The organism is Elusimicrobiota bacterium, from assembly GCA_016706425.1.
GTDB lineage: Bacteria > Elusimicrobiota > Elusimicrobia > FEN-1173 > FEN-1173 > JADJJR01.
The window spans coordinates 47,763-63,670 of the sequence record JADJJR010000001.1 but is presented as its reverse complement, the minus strand read 5'-3'; the positions used below and the strand labels follow the sequence as shown (position 1 = coordinate 63,670).

At 64.6% G+C, this 15,908-nt stretch carries 12 protein-coding genes; 11 read left to right on the top strand and 1 reads right to left on the bottom strand.

Annotated elements, in window-relative coordinates; genetic code table 11:
• The first annotated feature begins 4 nt into the window (after positions 1-4).
• The 3 genes from IPI56_00240 (at position 5) to IPI56_00230 (ending at position 5,186) form a co-directional block, all read left to right on the top strand.
• A complete protein-coding gene (locus IPI56_00240) occupies positions 5-1,348 on the top strand; it encodes a TolC family protein (protein MBK7544169.1) in 1,344 nt (447 codons plus the stop codon).
• A gap of 1 nt (position 1,349) precedes the next feature.
• Positions 1,350-4,544, top strand: a complete 3,195-nt coding sequence (locus tag IPI56_00235; GenBank protein MBK7544168.1) for an efflux RND transporter permease subunit — start codon at positions 1,350-1,352, stop codon at positions 4,542-4,544.
• Positions 4,545-4,661: 117 nt separating this feature from the next.
• Entirely contained in the window at positions 4,662-5,186 is a 525-nt protein-coding gene (locus IPI56_00230; protein ID MBK7544167.1) for a zf-TFIIB domain-containing protein, read from the top strand.
• A gap of 60 nt (positions 5,187-5,246) precedes the next feature.
• Here the strand turns inward: IPI56_00230 and IPI56_00225 are convergent, their stop codons facing one another.
• On the bottom strand, positions 5,247-6,119 hold the full coding sequence (locus IPI56_00225; protein ID MBK7544166.1) for a pirin family protein: 873 nt from the start codon (positions 6,117-6,119) through the stop codon (positions 5,247-5,249).
• 133 nt (positions 6,120-6,252) lie between these two features.
• On the opposite strand from IPI56_00225, the gene IPI56_00220 reads away from it, so the two are divergent.
• From IPI56_00220 to hydE, 8 genes are read left to right on the top strand one after another with little or no spacing between them, the layout of a single operon-like run.
• A complete protein-coding gene (locus IPI56_00220) occupies positions 6,253-6,885 on the top strand; it encodes a redox-sensing transcriptional repressor Rex (protein MBK7544165.1) in 633 nt (210 codons plus the stop codon).
• Positions 6,886-6,888: 3 nt separating this feature from the next.
• The gene (locus IPI56_00215) at positions 6,889-7,383 is read left to right on the top strand and encodes an NAD(P)H-dependent oxidoreductase subunit E (GenBank protein MBK7544164.1); all 495 of its coding nucleotides are present in this window, start codon (positions 6,889-6,891) and stop codon (positions 7,381-7,383) included.
• Positions 7,383-8,993 (top strand): SLBB domain-containing protein, encoded by a 1,611-nt coding sequence (locus tag IPI56_00210; protein MBK7544163.1) that lies wholly within the window; start codon positions 7,383-7,385, stop codon positions 8,991-8,993. Before IPI56_00215 ends, IPI56_00210 begins: the two co-directional genes overlap by 1 nt.
• A 9-nt stretch (positions 8,994-9,002) precedes the next feature.
• Positions 9,003-10,748, top strand: coding sequence for an iron hydrogenase small subunit (locus tag IPI56_00205; GenBank protein MBK7544162.1), 1,746 nt, complete (start codon positions 9,003-9,005; stop codon positions 10,746-10,748).
• Between the two features lie 14 nt (positions 10,749-10,762).
• Positions 10,763-12,154: an aspartate ammonia-lyase gene (locus IPI56_00200; protein ID MBK7544161.1), complete on the top strand. Its 1,392-nt coding sequence runs from the start codon at positions 10,763-10,765 to the stop codon at positions 12,152-12,154.
• On the top strand, positions 12,138-13,397 hold the full coding sequence (gene hydF, locus IPI56_00195; protein ID MBK7544160.1) for a [FeFe] hydrogenase H-cluster maturation GTPase HydF: 1,260 nt from the start codon (positions 12,138-12,140) through the stop codon (positions 13,395-13,397). Before IPI56_00200 ends, hydF begins: the two co-directional genes overlap by 17 nt.
• The gene (gene hydG, locus IPI56_00190) at positions 13,382-14,881 is read left to right on the top strand and encodes a [FeFe] hydrogenase H-cluster radical SAM maturase HydG (GenBank protein MBK7544159.1); all 1,500 of its coding nucleotides are present in this window, start codon (positions 13,382-13,384) and stop codon (positions 14,879-14,881) included. Before hydF ends, hydG begins: the two co-directional genes overlap by 16 nt.
• Complete coding sequence (hydE, locus tag IPI56_00185; protein ID MBK7544158.1) at positions 14,878-15,894, top strand: [FeFe] hydrogenase H-cluster radical SAM maturase HydE; 1,017 nt, start codon at positions 14,878-14,880, stop codon at positions 15,892-15,894. Before hydG ends, hydE begins: the two co-directional genes overlap by 4 nt.
• Positions 15,895-15,908 lie beyond the last annotated feature (14 nt).

The window sequence follows — 15,908 nt, the reverse complement described above, 5'->3', positions numbered from 1 at the left end:
CGCCGTGAAACGCGCGCTCGGAAGTCTGGTTTTGTTGGCGGCCGCGGCAACGGCCGCCGAGCCGCGGTCCCTGGCGGACATCGCCCGGGAGGCGGTGGAGCGGGCGCCCGCCCTGCGGGCGGCCCAGTCGGCCATCGACATGGCCCGGCGGGCCCGGTCGGAGGCCCGCGCCCAGGCGTATCCCCGCCTCGACGCGGGGTCGGCCTTCACCCGCGGCGACGGGCCCGTCTACGCCTTCGCCTCGCTCCTCGACCAGCGGGATTTCGGTCCCGGCAATTTCACCATCGGAACCTTGAACCGTCCGGGCTACGTCTCCAACATCAAAAGCCACCTGCGGGCCGGGATGCCCCTTTTCACGGGTTTTGAAATGCAAACCGCGCGTCGCCTGGCCGGGCTGGCCGTGACCCAGGCCGAGGTCCAGGCCCGGGGGGTGCGCGACGAAATCCGTCGGCGTGTTTTGGAAGCGGGCCTCGCCGCCCTGCACGGCCGCGCCCTCGCGGCGGCCCTCGCCGACCGAATCAAAGCCTCCGAAGAAGAAGTGGCCGGCGCCCAGCGCCTGCGCGCCCGGGGCCTGGTGTTGGGGTCCGATTATTTCGCGGCCGAGGCTGTATTGTCGGGATTGAAAGCGGGGCGTGTCCAGGCCGAAAAAATGGCCCAGGGCGCCGAGGAGTCCCTGGGAATCCTTCTGGGCCACAACGCGCCGGCCCCCGTGCGGGGGACTTTGCGATCCAGCGGTCCGGCTTTGCCGACAGCGGAACGGTTGTGGGGGCACGCCCGGGACCACCGGGCGGACCTGGCCGCCGCGCGCCTCGACGCCGAGATGGCGGGAAAATCCGTGGACCGGGCCCGGGCGTCGCTTTTTCCCACGTTGGACGCGATGGCCGAGGCCCAGACGAACACCGCCGATTTTTCCTCCAACCCGTCGCAACGTCTTTTGATGCTGCGGGCCCAATGGGCCCTGGGCGATCCGTCCGCCGCCGCCCGCCGGGCCAAGGCGCGGTTCGGGGCGGAAGCCGCGGAGGAACGGCGCGCCGCTTTGGAAGAACAGGCGCGGGTGGAGATTTTGCAGTCGGTCCGCGCCCACGAAGGCGCGGGAGAGGCCCTGCCGCTCTTGGACGCCACCGTCGACCACGCCGCCCGGTCCCTGGAGGCCTTTCGGCCCCTCTACCGGGAAGGGCGGCAGAGCCTATTGGACGTGCTCCGCGCCGAGGAGGCGCTGGCGCGGGCCCACTCCGCCCGGTTGGAAACGCTGGCCCAGTGGCACTTGAACCGCGTGCGGGCCCTGGCGGCGGCCGGCGCGCTCGACGAAGGCGCGTTGACGGCCCTGTCCGATTCCCTGGAGAAATGACATGACCTCCGAACAAAAACACCTGGGCTTGGCCGGGCAGTTGGCCCAAAACTTCATCCGATCCAAACTCACCGTGCTGATGGTGGTCGCCAGCCTGGCCTTCGGCCTGGTGGCGACGTTGGCCCTGCCCCGCGAGGAGGAGCCGCAGATCAACGTCCCCATGTTCGACGTGTTCGTCGGCATGCCCGGGGCCTCCGCCCGGGAGGTGGAGGAGCGGCTGATCAACACCGGCGAACGGAAGTTCTGGGAAATCCCCGACGTGGAATACGTTTATTCCACCGCCGAGGCCGGGCGGGCCATGTTCATTTTGCGCTTCAAGGTGGGCACCGACCCCGAAGAGGCCATGACCCGGGTTTACACCAAGACCTTCGCCAATCAGGATTTCCTGCCGCCCGGGGCGACCTCCCCCCTGGTCAAGCCCCGCTCCATTGACGACGTGCCGATCCTGGCGCTGGACCTGACGGGCGGCGACGCCTTCGCCCTGCGCCGCCAGGCGGCGGCGCTCCGCCAGGAAATCAGCGCCGTGCCGGGCGTGTCGGAGACGGAAATCATCGGTGGGCACCGACGGCAGTTCCTGGTCCATTTCGACCCCGCCGCCCTGACCCGACGGCGGTTGACGCCCCTGGAGTTGGCCGGCGCCCTCCAGGCCGCCAACACGCGTCTGCCCGCCGGCACCGCCCGCGAAGGCGACCGGGTGGTGGCCGTGGAAACGGACGCCCGGGTGCGCACCGCCGAGGATTTAAAAAGAATCGTCGTGGGGGTGTCGGGCGGCGTTCCCGTGACCGTGGCCGACGTGGCCCGCGTGACGGACGGCCCGGACGAGGACGAGCGTTTTGTTTCCGCCTGGACGAAGGACAAGGAGGACGCCCCCGCCGTCACCCTGGCCGTGTCGAAACGCCGGGGCCAGAACGCCACCCGGGTGGCCGAGGAGGTGCTGCACCGCGTCGATGCGTCGCGCTCCGTCCTCTTGGCGCCCGAAACCCAGATCGCCGTGACGCGCAATTACGGCGAGACCGCGAAGGAAAAATCCGACGAGCTCCTTTTCCACATGGCGCTCGCGACCCTGTCGGTCACGATCCTGATCGCGTTTTTCCTCGGCGCCCGCGAGGCCCTGGTGGTCTTGATCGCTATCCCCGTGACCCTGGCACTCACCCTCCTGGTCTATTACCTCCTGGGGTACACCCTGAACCGCATCACGCTCTTCGCCCTCATCTTCTCCATCGGGATTTTGGTGGACGACGCCATCGTCGTGGTGGAGAACATCCACCGCCATTTCGCCATGAAAGACGGTCGGTCGATTTGGCGGCTTTCCGTGGACGCCGTGGCCGAGGTCGGGAATCCGACGATCCTCGCCACCTGGGCCGTGATCGCCGCGATCCTGCCCATGGCTTTCGTCTCGGGCCTCATGGGGCCCTACATGCGGCCGATCCCCGTGGGGGCCAGCGTGGCCATGCTGTTCTCCCTCGGCATCGCCTTCGTCATCAGCCCCTGGGCCTTCGCGCATATTTTGGAATGGTGGAAACCCAAGAACACGGGGTCCCACGGCGCCGGGGAGTCGGCCCTCGACCGGCTCTACCGTCGGTTCATGGGCCGCCTGTTGAGCGACGCCAAGGCCCGGTGGTCCTACCTGGGCGGCATGGTCGTGTTGTTGTTGGCCAGTTTCGGGCTCGTTTACTTCAAGGCCGTGACGGTCAAGATGCTGCCTTTCGACAACAAAAACGAGTTCGAAGTGGTGCTGACCCTGCCCGAGGGCAGCGCCGTGCAGCGCACCAAGGCCGCGGCCGACGACATCGCCCGGGTCCTTTTGAAAAACCCGCACGTGGAGCGGGTGACGTCCTACGTGGGCGCCGCCGCGCCCTACAACTTCAACGGCCTGGTGCGGCATTATTTCTTGAGGTTGGCCCCGCACCAGGCCGACCTCACGGTCAATTTAACCCACAAGAAAGACCGTTCCGCCCAGAGCCACGCCATCGCCTCGGCGCTTCGACCCGAGGTGCAAACCGTGGCGGACCGCTACGGCGCGCGCGTCCAGGTGGCGGAGGTGCCGCCGGGGCCGCCGGTGCTCTCAACGCTGGTGTTTGAAATCTACGGTCCCGACAACGACCGACGCGACCAATTCGCCCGGGACCTGCAGGCCTATCTGCGGACGGCCGAGGGCGTGGTGGACGTGGACACCTACGTGCCCTCCCCCGAACCCCAGCGGACCTTGGCCATCGATCGGGAAAAGGCGACCTTGAACGGCCTGCCGGCGTCGATGGTGGGCCAAACGGTCGGCCTGTCCCTGGCGGGCCAGACGGTGGGCCTGGCCCACACGAACGACAAGGAGCCCGTGGAGATCCGCCTGCGCCTGCCCGTCGAAAAACGCGCGGGCCTTTCGGGCGTCAAGGACGTGGCCCTCATGTCCCGCAACGGCACCCTGATCCCCCTGGCGCGCCTGGCCGAGGAGCGGCGCGGCGAAAAAGACCCGCCCATTTACCACAAGAACCTCCAGCGGGTCAGCTACGTCATCGCCGACGTGGCCGGCCGTCAGGAGAGCCCGGTCTACGCCATCCTTTCCCTGCGAAAGAACATTCAAGAACTGGCGCGGGAAAAGGGCTACCCCGTGACGGAATATTTCGCTTCCCAACCCGGGAATTCCCTCGAACAGGCGCTCAAGTGGGACGGGGAATGGCAGATCACCCACGAGGTCTTTCGGGACCTGGGGTTGGCCTTCGCCTTCGCCCTGTTGTTGATTTACGTGTTGGTGGTGGGGTGGTTTAAATCGTTTACGATCCCGCTCGTGGTGATGGTGCCGATCCCCTTGACCCTGGTGGGCATTCTGCCGGGGCATTGGCTCATGGGCGCACTCACGGGCGGCGGTTTCTTCACCGCCACCAGCATGATCGGGTTCATCGCCGGGGCGGGGATCGTGGTGCGCAACTCCATCATCCTGGTGGATTTCATCCACCTGCGCCTCGCCGAAGGCATGCCCTTGAAAGAGGCCGTGATCGACGCCGGGGCCGTGCGTTTCCGTCCCATGCTTTTGACGGCGGCGGCGGTGGTCGTGGGCGCGGGGGTGATCCTCTTCGACCCCATCTTCCAGGGCCTGGCCGTGGCGCTCATGGCCGGGGAGATCGCCTCCACGCTCTTGTCGCGCATGGCGGTGCCGGTGCTGTACTACATGCTCGCGCGGCGTTTCCCCCCGGACCGCCCCTAGAAAAGCGTTGTTGGTGGTTGCCTTTTCCGCGTTTCCCGCCTATGCTTTGCAAGCGGGCGTTCGACACGCCCGCGGGTCCGAAACAGGTTTCACTACATCGCACGGGGAGGCGCCGGCATGGATTGCGTGAATTGCGGAAAATTGTTGTCGGAATTGCGGGTGGACGATTTGACCGTCGATGTGTGTGGGGAAGGCTGCGGGGGCGTTTGGTTTGACGCCGCGGAATTGAAGAAAGTCGACGAGAAGGCGGAGGGGCACGGCGAGAAATTGTTGAAAGGGCTCCCCGCGGCGGGTTCCAGCCGACGCAACAGCGAAAAAGGCCGTTGCCCGCGGTGCGGGGTGGGACTGCGACGGTACTTTTTTTCCCCGGCGAAAACCTTTGAAATCGATGAGTGCGCCCAATGCGGCGGCGTTTGGTTGGACGGCGGGGAGCTGGCCGCGCTCCGGGATCTGCCCGGTTCCGAAGAGGAGCGCCGCACGGCGGCGCGGAACCAATTCGACGCCATGTTCCGCACCGAATTGGACGCCCTGGCGAGTCAAACCCAGAACGATTCCGATCGGGCCCACCGGTTCGCACGGGCGGTGCGCTGGGTGTTGCCCAGCACCTGGCTTCCCGGCAAGCAAAAGGGCGGCGCTTTTTAGTCGCCCGGGACGCGCGGGATCACCGGGCGCGTTTCGGCGGGTTTGGGTCCTTCCCTCCCTTCAGTCGGTCAGGTTCCCGAATTTCCCTTCGTTGTAGTCGGCGACGGCCCGGTGGATTTCCTCCGGCGTGTTCATGACAAAGGGCCCGTAATGGGCGATGGGCTCCTCGAGAGGCTCGCCGCTTAAGAACAAGACCACGCTGTCCGCCTCCGCCGTCACGCGAACCCGCTCTCCGTCGTGGTTGAAGAGCGCGGCCCGGGGCGCCTCGATGGGCGCGCTGTCGTTCACCCGCACGCGCCCGTCCAAGACCAAAAGCGTGGCGTTGTGGGATTTGGGCGCGAAGAGATCCACGCGTCCCCCCGCCGTCAATCGAACGTCCAACATATGAACATCGGAATGGGTTTTCGCCGCGCCCGGGGTCTCCCCGTGGCGGCCCGCGATGACCCGCACGCGCGCGCCCTGTCCGGGCAGGGCGACGTCGGGGATGGCCGCCCGATCGAGCGCTTGGTAAAGGGGCGTCGTCATCTTGGCTTTCCGGGGCAGGTTCACCCAAATCTGGGCCATGTGCATGACCCCGCCCCGCCGGGCAAACTCCGCCTCATGGTACTCGTTGTGCAGGATTCCCGCCCCGGCCGTCATCCACTGCACTTCGTCCGGATGGATCACCCCGGCGTTCCCGGCGCTGTCGTGGTGGGCCACCGAGCCCTGGTAGGCGATCGTCACGGTCTCGAACCCACGGTGGGGGTGCGAGCCGACGCCCCGTCGCTCCGTCGTGGGGGAATAGGTCTTCGGCGTGTGGTAGTCCAGAAGGAAGAAAGGGCTCATGCGCTTGACGGTGTCCAGGGCCGCCGGGAAATAGTTGCTGACGTTGAAGCCGTTTCCGACCCAATGGTGGGGGGCGCCGCGAAAAACCCGTTCGATGGTTTTGTCCATAGGTTCCTCCTTATTAAATCAACGCCGGCCCCGGAAAAAGGTTCCACGCAAAAAGCATCGATACCCGACAATATTAGGCAAATATAATATACCTAATATTGATAAATATGTAACATCATGTTACAATAACTCCATGATCGGCAAAAACCAATTCAACAGCGTCTACCGCCTCCACCTCTACCGCAAGGCCCTGCAACGGCTGAAGCAGATGGGGTTTGTGCGGGTGTTCTCGGACAACCTGGCCGACGCCGCGGGTGTCACACCGACCCAGGTGCGGCGGGATTTCGCCTCCTTCGGCCTCACCGGCCAAAAACGGGGGGGCTATTCCGTCCAGGACCTGCTGGCCAACCTGGATGTCAAGCTGGGCAAGGAAAAGCCGCAGAACGCCGTGGTCTTGGGCGTCGGGAACATCGGCCGGGCTTTGCTGAATTACCGGGGATTCGCCACGGCCGGCATCCGCATCGTCGCCGGTTTCGACAGCGACCCCCGAAAAATCGATGGGAAAGCCGCGGTCCCGATCCTGCCCCTGGAGAAATTGCGGGAGTTCGTCGCCAAGAACGCCACCCACGTGGCCATATTGGCTGTGCCCGAGGACCAGGCCCAGGCCGTTTTCGATCAGATGATCAGAGCGGGGATCCAAGGGGTTTTGAACTTCGCCCCCCTGCGTCTGACGTCCCCCAACGACGACGTGGTCGTGCACAACATCGACGTGGGCCTCGAAATTGAAAAAATCCTTTATTTGGTTAACCAGATGAACAAGGAGTAACCGATGACAACGGACACCCTGGAGCTTGAGAAAATCCGTCTCGATGTCGATAAGATCTGCCAACCCTGGAAAGACCGGCCCGGGAACCTGATCATGGTGCTTCACGCGGTCCAAAAAAAATACAGCTACGTCCCCCGGCGCGTGTCGTTTGAGGTCGCCAAAACCCTCGACATTCCCCTGGCGCGCATCTACGAAGTGATCACCTTTTTCAATTACTTCAAGCTCGAGCCGCCGGGCAAAAACGTGGTGTCCGTGTGCATGGGCACCGCCTGTTACCTAAAAGGGGCCGGCGCGCTGGTGCAGGAACTGCACCAGGCTCTGGGCATCCGCCCGGGAGAAACAACGCCGGACAAAAACTTCCATTTGCAGGAGGTCCGCTGCCTCGGCTGCTGCGGCCAGGCGCCGGTGCTCACGGTGGGGGAAAAAGTGTACAGCCGGTTGGCGGCCGGCCAGGTCCCGGGAATTGTCCAAGCACACACGGCGGAGGGCGCCCAATGATGACACGCGACGAACTGCTGAAGATCAAGCAAGAGATTTTGTCAAAACGGAAAAAAGCGACCGTCACGATTTGCAACTCCACCGGCGGGATCGCCGCCGGGTCGCGTGAAACGTATCAGTCCATCCGCACCGAAGCGGCGAAACGCGGTTTGACCGTGGACTTCGAGGCCAAACGGTGCGGCTGTCTCGGGAAATGCGCCGAGGACCCGCTCTTGACCGTCGCGGTCGAGGGCATGCCGACGGTGACCTACGCCCGCATGACCCCGGACCGGGTCCCGGCGCTGTTGGACCGCCACATCGTGGGGCGTCAGGTGATCCCGGAGTTCGTCCTGGAAAAGAACGAAGCCAAACAACTCAAGATCGTCCTGCGCAACTGCGGCATCGTCGATCCGGAAAACATCAAAGACTACATCGCCCAGGACGGCTACACGGCCGCGGCGAAGGTGTTGTTGGAAATGAAACCGGAAGAAGTCATTGAGGAAATGATCGCCAGCGGCCTGCGGGGCCGTGGCGGCGCGGGGTTTCCCACGGGGCTCAAATGGCGGATGACCCGCGCCACGCCCAGCGACCAGCGCTACATTATTTGCAACGGCGACGAGGGAGATCCCGGCGCCTTTATGGACCGGGGCGTTCTGGAAAGCGATCCCCACTCCGTTCTGGAGGGCATGCTCATCGGGGCCTACGCCATGGGGGCGTCCATCGGGTATTTTTACATCCGCGCGGAGTACCCCCTGGCCGTCGAGCGCGTCGAGCGGGCCATCAAACAGGCCTACGGCCTGGGGCTATTGGGAAAAAACATTTTTGGGACGGATTTTTCCCTGGACTTGGAAATCCGGCTCGGGGCCGGGGCCTTCGTCTGCGGTGAAGAAACCGCGCTCATCGCCTCCATCGAGGGGAAGCGCGGCTACCCGCACCCCCGCCCCCCCTACCCGTCGGTCAAGGGGCTTTGGGACAAACCCACCTGCATCAACAACGTCGAAACCCTCGCCAACGTGCCGGTGATCTACCAAAAAGGCGCGACCTGGTTCTCCTCCATCGGGACCGGAAAATCCAAGGGCACCAAAGTCTTTGCCCTCACGGGCAAGGTGCGGCACACCGGCTTGGTGGAAGTCCCCATGGGCACAACGTTGCGGGAAATCGTTTACGACATCGGCGGCGGACCCGCCCAGGGTAAAAAAGTCAAAGCCGTTCAGACGGGCGGGCCCTCGGGCGGAGTGATCCCGGCCGACCTGTTGGACACGCCGGTGTCCTATGAAAACCTGCAGCAATTGGGGTCCATCATGGGCTCGGGCGGCATGATCGTGATGGACGAGGACGATTCGATGGTCGACATCGCCAAGTTCTACCTCGGTTTCTGCGTCGACGAATCTTGCGGCAAGTGCGCCCCCTGCCGCATCGGGGGGACCCAGATGCTCCGCATTCTGGAACGGCTGACCGACAAAAAGGGCGCGCCCGGGGATCTCGACAAGTTGCGCACGATCTCCCTCGCGATGCAAAAAGCGTCCCTCTGCGGGTTGGGGCAAACCGCCCCCAACCCTGTTTTGTCAACGCTTCGCTACTTTGAACAGGAATACCGCGCGCTGTTGCCCGAAGCGGCGCCGACGCGATAGGAGCTCCCCATGATCAAAGCACTTATCAACACCATCCCCGTTGAAGTGGCGGACAACACCACCATTCTGGACGCGGCGCGAACGGTGGGTGTCAAAATACCCACCCTATGCAAACACCCCGATCTGCGCGCTTCGGCGGGTTGCGGGATCTGCGTGGTCAAGCTCAAAAACTCGGTCAAGATGCCCCGGGCCTGTTGTACGCCCGTCGAAAACGGCATGGAGATCACGACCCATGACCCCGAAATCGTCGCGATCCGCAAAACCGTTGTGGAACTGATCCTCTCGGCCCACCCCAACGACTGCCAAGTCTGCGGCCGCAACACCCAGTGCGAATTGCAAAACGCTCTGGCGGACTTCGGCATTCGGGAGGAACCCTTCGACAAGATCGTCCCCCAGCTGCCCAAGGACGCCACCACGGGCACCATCGTCCTCGATCCCGCCAAGTGCATTAAATGCGGGCGCTGCGTCGTCGTCTGCCAGGAAGTGCAGAACGTGTGGGCGTTGTCTTTTCTGGAGCGGGGCATCAAAACGCGGATTGCCCCCGCCGGGGACATCAACTTGGCCGACTCGCCCTGCGTGCGATGCGGGCAATGCTCGGCCCACTGCCCAACGGGGGCCATTATAGAGTTCGACGACACGGCCAAAGTTTGGAGCGCGCTCAACAACACGAAAAAACATTGCGTGGTGCAGATCGCGCCCGCCGTGCGCGTGACCTTGGGGGAGCACTTCGGTTTCGCTCCGGGCGTCAACCTGTCGAAAAAAATCTACACGGCGCTTCGCCGCATGGGTTTCGCCGCGGTCTTCGACACGAACTTCGGCGCGGACCTCACGATCATGGAAGAGGCCGCCGAATTCGTCCAACGGTTCGCCCACGGGAAAGGCGCTTTGCCGCTCATCACGACCTGCTGTCCGTCCTGGGTGGATTTCATGGAAAAATTCCACGGGGACATGATTGAACACTTCTCCTCGGCAAAATCCCCCCACGAAATGGTGGGGGCCATGGCCAAGACCTACTACGCGCAAAAGAACGGCCTCGCCCCGGAAAATGTGGAAGTCGTTTCCATCATGCCCTGCACGGCCAAAAAGTACGAGATCCACCGGAGCCAAGAAATGTCCGCCTCCGGTTACCAGGACGTGGACACGGTGCTCACCACCCGGGAGCTGTCGCGAATGATCCGCCAGGCGGGCATCGACTTCGCGAACCTTCCCGACGGGGAGTGCGACCAGATGTTGGGCGACTACACCGGCGCGGGCACGATCTTCGGCGCCACGGGCGGCGTCATGGAGGCCGCGCTCCGCACGGCGGCGCACATGGTCACGGGGGAAAACCTGCCCAAGCCGGACTTTGAATCCGTCCGGGGCTTGAAAGGCGTGAAAGAAACCACCGTGACGGTCGCCGGGAAAGAGATCCGAATCGCCGTGGCTCACGGGCTGTCCAACGTGGAACACGTGATCGGTAAAATCCGCGCCGCCAAAATGGCCGGCGCGCCCCCGCCTTACCAGTTCGTCGAGGTGATGGCGTGCCCCGGCGGGTGCATCGGCGGCGGTGGCCAGCCCTACGGCGTGACCGACGAACTGCGCGCCCAACGGGCCGCCGGGCTCTACGCGGAGGACAAGGATATGCCGCGCCGTTGTTCGCACGACAACCCGCACATTCAAAACCTCTACAAAGAGTTCCTGGGCGAACCCTTGGGCGAAAAGTCCCATCACCTGCTCCACACGAGCTACACGCCACGGCCGCTCTATCAGCGGTGATTGACGGGGGCGCGATGGCCGAGGACACACGTCGGGAAACGGACGGTTTGGGGGCGATGGACGTCCCCGCGCGGGCCTATTGGGGGATCCACACCCAACGGGCCATCGCGAACTTCCCCCTGACGGGGCGGCCGGTGCCGGAATCCCTTCGGACGGCCCTGGCGACCGTGAAAAAAGCGGCCTGCGAAACCAACCGGGAACTCGGTTGTTTGCCGCCCGAGAAGGCGGAGGCCATTCGAGCGGCCTGCGAGGAAATCGTGGAGGGCCGGTGGGCCGACCAATTCCCCGTCGACACCCTGCAGGGGGGGGCGGGGACCTCCACCCACATGAACATGAACGAGGTGATCGCGAACCGCGCTTCCGAAATGATGGGCGGCGCGCGCGGCGCGGGGGCGCTCGTCCGGCCGTTGGAGGACGTGAACCTCCATCAGTCCACGAACGATGTGTTCCCCACCGCCGTCAAGATCGCGGCCCTGCGGGGATGCGCCCGCTTGGCCCGCGCGGTGGAAAAATGCCAGGGGGCTTTCCAAAAGAAAGAATCCCAATGGGCCGGTGTGGTGAAACTGGGGAGGACGCAGACCCGGGACGCCGTCCCCATTTCCTTGGGCGCCGAATTTGGGGTTTTCGCGGAGGCCCTGGCGCGCGACCGATGGCGCGTTTATAAATCCGAAGAACGGTTGCGCGTGGTCAACCTGGGGGGGACCGCCGTGGGGACGGGTCTCACCGCCCCCCGGCGCTACATTTTTCGCGTGACCGAGGTGTTGAGGGAAATGACGAACCTGCCTCTCGCGCGCGCCGAAAACCTCATGGACCCCACCGCCAACGCCGACGCGTTTGTGGAGGTGTCGGGCATTTTGAAGGCGCACGCCGCGAACCTGGTGAAGATCTGCGGGGACTTGAGGTGGATGAGCGCCTTCGGTGAAATCCGGCTTCCGAAAGTCCAGGCGGGTTCTTCCATCATGCCCGGAAAAGTGAACCCGGTCATACTGGAAGCGGGAATCCAGGCGGGGTTGAAGGCGATGGCGGGGGATTTCCTTGTCACCGAAGCGGTGTCCCGGGGCACGTTTCAGATTTGCGAATTCCTGCCCCTGCTGGCCACCGGCCTGTTGGAGACGCTGGACCTTCTCGAGCGCTTCGACCGGATTTGGGCCGGGCACATCGACGGCATCGAGGCCGACCCGGCCGCGTGCGCGCGTCGGGTGGACAGTTCGCCGATTCTTTTCACCGCGTTGTTGCCCCGCTTGGGTTACACCGCGGCCGAACGGTTGGGGCGGGACTACGAAGCCTCCGGCGGCACGGACGTCAGGGCGTTTTTGGTCGGAAAATTGGGGGCGGAAAAAGCCGGCGACCTCCTCGCGCCCGACCGTTTGCTGGCCCTGGGAGGACCCGATGAACCAAACGCCTAAAAGCAACCGCCTGCACGTCGGCCTGTTCGGCCGGGTCAACGTGGGGAAATCCAGCGTGTTGAACTACATCGCCGGCCAGGACGTGGCGATCACCTCGGCGGTCCCCGGAACGACCACGGACGTTGTGGAAAAACCCTTTGAACTTCTGCCCCTCGGGCCCGTGTTGTTTTTGGACACGGCGGGGCTGGACGACGCCTCGGATTTGGGGGAACTGCGGCTCAAACGCACCCGGGCCGCCTTTGACCGCAGCGACATCGTCCTTTTGGTGACGGAACCCGAGGCGTGGGGCGTCTACGAACAGGCGGCGGCCGAGGAAGCGGCGACGCGCGGCACGCCGCTCGTGATCCTCGTGAACAAAACGGACGAACGCGTCCCCTCCGCCGCGTTCCTGGAATCGTTGAAAAAGGTGTCTCCGCACCTGTTGTGCCTCTCTTGCCGACGGCCGGCCGATCGGGAACGGACCGTGGCCGAATTGAAAGAACATTTGATCGCCGTTTGCCCGGAGGATTTTGTGACTCCCCCCCCGATCCTGGCCGACCTGATCCCGGCGGGGGGCTGGGTGGTCATGGTCGTGCCGATCGATTTGCAGGCGCCCAAGGGCCGGTTGATCCTGCCCCAGGTTCAAGCCCTCCGGGACGCCCTGGACCGCGACGCCGTCTCCGTGGTCGTCAAGGAACGGGAGTACGCCTCGGCTTTGGCCGGTCTGGCCCGGCCGCCCGATCTGGTCGTGTGCGATTCCCAGGTGGTTCTGAAAACGGCGGCGGACACGCCGGCGGGCGTGCCTCTGACCACGTTTTCCATCCTTTTCGCCCGCGCCAAGGGGGATTTGGCCGAGGCCGCCCGGGGCGCCCGGGCCATTGCGAAACTCAAGCCCGGCGACCGGGTGCTGGTGAGCGAATCTTGCAGTCACCACGCGATGGAGGACGACATCGGCCGGGTGAAACTGCCCCGTTGGCTAACGAAACACGTGGGCGGGGAACTGGCCGTGGACGTGTGTTCCGGCCGCGACTTTCCCGCCAACGCTTCGGACTACCGATTGGTCCTCCACTGCGGCGGGTGCATGCTGTCCCGCCGGGAGATGTTGTCCCGCCTGCAAAAGTTTCGCGGGGCGGGCGTGCCCGTCACCAACTACGGGGTGGCCATCTCCACCCTGCACGGGGTCGCGGAACGCGTGTTGTCGCCGTTTCCCGCCGCGCTGGCGGCGTATCGAGAATCCAAGGAGACCCCATGCCCCTCGTCATGAACGAAACCCAAGCTTGGGCCCAACGCATCGTTCCGGAACAAATCGACCGGTACATGACGGGCGGGCGGGATTTTATCGACGACGATAAAATCCACGCCACCCTGCGCCAGGCCGCCGCGCCCTCCCGGGCGCGGTTGGAGGAGATCTTGGCGAAATCCCTCGCCGTCGAAACGCTGACGCCCGAAGAGACGGCCTGCCTCCTGCGCGTCGACGACCCGGCGATGTGGGCGCGCATGCGCGAGACCGGCGCCGCCGTCAAGCGGAAGGTCTACGACAACCGCATCGTCACTTTCGCGCCCCTCTACCTCAGCAACCACTGCGTGAACGATTGCGCCTATTGCGGCCTGCGCCGAAGCAACACGGCCATGACGCGCCGCACCTTGAGCCTCGATGAGGTGAAACGCGAAACGGCCGTGCTCGCCGGGGAAATCGGCCACAAACGGCTTATCGCCGTCTACGGGGAGCACCCGGCTTTCGACGTGCACTACATGGTGGACACCCTCCGCGCGATTTACGACACGAAAACGACCACGCCGGGCGGCGGCCGCGGGGAGATCCGCCGGGTGAACGTGAACGCGGCGCCGCAAACGGTGGAGGATTTGAAAGTGTTGGCCGAGGCGGGGTTGGGGACGTTCCAGGTGTTCCAGGAAACCTACCACCACGACACCTACGCCCGCGTGCACCCCGCCGGCACCATGAAGGGCGACTACCGCTGGCGGCTGTACGCCATGCACCGGGCGCTGGAGACGGACATCATCGACGACGTGGGGTTGGGCGTCCTCTTCGGTTTGTACGATTGGCGCTTTGAAGTGCTGGGGCTCTTGATGCACAACATCGAACTGGAATCCCGGTTCGGCATCGGGGCGCACACGATCTCGTTTCCCCGCCTGGAACCCTCGGCGAACACGCCGTTTTTGGACGCGTTGCCCCACCGGGTGTCCGACGACGATTTTGAGAAGTTGGTGACCGTCCTGCGGCTGGCCATTCCCCACGCGGGGATGATCGTCACCGCGCGGGAGTCCGCGGCGGTGCGGCGGCGTGTGTTGCCCTTGGGGTGCACGCAAACCGACGCGTCCACCAAAATCGGCGTCGGCGCCTACGCCGAACACGGTCCCGTTCAAAAAGACGATCGCCAACAGTTCGTCCTGGGGGACACCCGGAGTCTGGACGAGGTGGTTCGGGAACTGGCCGAAAACGGATGCATCACGAGCTTTTGCACGGCGGGGTACCGTTGCGGTCGTACGGGGCGGTGCATTATGGAGCTTCTCCGCTCGGGGACCGAAGGCAAGTTCTGCAAACTGAACGCCGTGCTCACCTTCCGCGAATGGCTGGACGATTTTGCCTCGCCCGGAACCCGCGCGGTGGGAATCAAGGTTTTGGAAGCGGAACTCGCGGAGGTGAGCGTGAAAAACCCCCAGGCCTTTCCACGGCTCATGGAAAGCTACAACCGCATCGTGGCCGGGGAACGGGACCTCTTCTTTTGACGTCCATCGGCGGTTTCCCGCGGGCCCGAATCGTCGACTGGCTGGCGACCGAGGACCGGGCCGTCGTGGAGGCGCTGTTCCGGGACGCCGACCGCGTCCGGCGGGAGGAAATGGGCGACGGGGTCCATCTGCGGGGGCTCATCGAGATTTCCAACGTGTGCGGCAAGGAATGCCTGTATTGCGGCTTGCGCCGGTCCAACGCCGGGGTCGAACGGTACAAGATGTCGGCCGACGACATCGTGGAGGCCGCCCGGGAGGCCCACGGGCTGGGGTACCGGAGCGTCGTGATTCAATCGGGGGAGTCCGGCGGGTACACCGTCGGCGAAATGGCCGACGTCGTGGCCCGCATCAAAAAATCCACCGGCTTGGCGATCACACTGTCTTTGGGGGAAAAGCCCCGCGCCTTCTACGCCGCCTGGAAAGACGCCGGCGCCGACCGGTACCTCCTTCGTTTTGAGACTTCCGACCCCTGGTTGTTTGGCCACCTCAAGCCCGACGGCTCCATGGAAAACCGCCTGCGTTGTTTGGCCGACTTGAAAGAGCTGGGGTATCAGGTCGGGTCCGGCGTCATGGTCGGTCTGCCGGGGCAATCCGTCGAGACCCTGGCGGACGACATCGCGCTCATGGATCGCCTTCAATTGGACATGATCGGCGTGGGGCCGTTCATTCCCAACCCCGACACCCCGCTGGGCGGCCAGAAAGGCGGGAGTTTGGATTTGACGTTGCGCGTGGTGGCCGTTCTGCGCCTTGTCACCCGCGTCGCCCATATCCCCGCCACGACGGCCATGGGGTCGATCGATCCCCGGGGCCGGGAAAAAGCGCTGGAATGCGGGGCCAACGTGCTCATGCCCAACGTGACCCCTCGGACCCACCGCGAGCACTACCGGCTCTACCCGGGGAAAATCTGCTTGGACGAGGACCCGTCGACCTGCGCCGCGTGTTTGCGGATGCGGCTGGACGCCCTCGGCCGGACCGTGGACGCCACCCCGGGCCATTCCCTGCGATCCGCGTAAAACCACACCGAGGC

Excerpts from the sequence above, each read along its gene's own strand:
- IPI56_00235 (MBK7544168.1), top strand. The coding sequence starts at position 1,350 with ATGACCTCCGAACAAAAACACCTGGGCTTGGCCGGGCAGTTGGCCCAA.
- IPI56_00230 (MBK7544167.1), top strand. The coding sequence starts at position 4,662 with ATGGATTGCGTGAATTGCGGAAAATTGTTGTCGGAATTGCGGGTGGAC.
- IPI56_00225 (MBK7544166.1), bottom strand. The coding sequence starts at position 6,119 with ATGGACAAAACCATCGAACGGGTTTTTCGCGGCGCCCCCCACCATTGG.
- IPI56_00220 (MBK7544165.1), top strand. The coding sequence starts at position 6,253 with ATGATCGGCAAAAACCAATTCAACAGCGTCTACCGCCTCCACCTCTAC.
- IPI56_00215 (MBK7544164.1), top strand. The coding sequence starts at position 6,889 with ATGACAACGGACACCCTGGAGCTTGAGAAAATCCGTCTCGATGTCGAT.
- IPI56_00210 (MBK7544163.1), top strand. The coding sequence starts at position 7,383 with ATGACACGCGACGAACTGCTGAAGATCAAGCAAGAGATTTTGTCAAAA.
- IPI56_00205 (MBK7544162.1), top strand. The coding sequence starts at position 9,003 with ATGATCAAAGCACTTATCAACACCATCCCCGTTGAAGTGGCGGACAAC.
- IPI56_00200 (MBK7544161.1), top strand. The coding sequence starts at position 10,763 with ATGGCCGAGGACACACGTCGGGAAACGGACGGTTTGGGGGCGATGGAC.
- hydF (MBK7544160.1), top strand. The coding sequence starts at position 12,138 with ATGAACCAAACGCCTAAAAGCAACCGCCTGCACGTCGGCCTGTTCGGC.
- hydG (MBK7544159.1), top strand. The coding sequence starts at position 13,382 with ATGCCCCTCGTCATGAACGAAACCCAAGCTTGGGCCCAACGCATCGTT.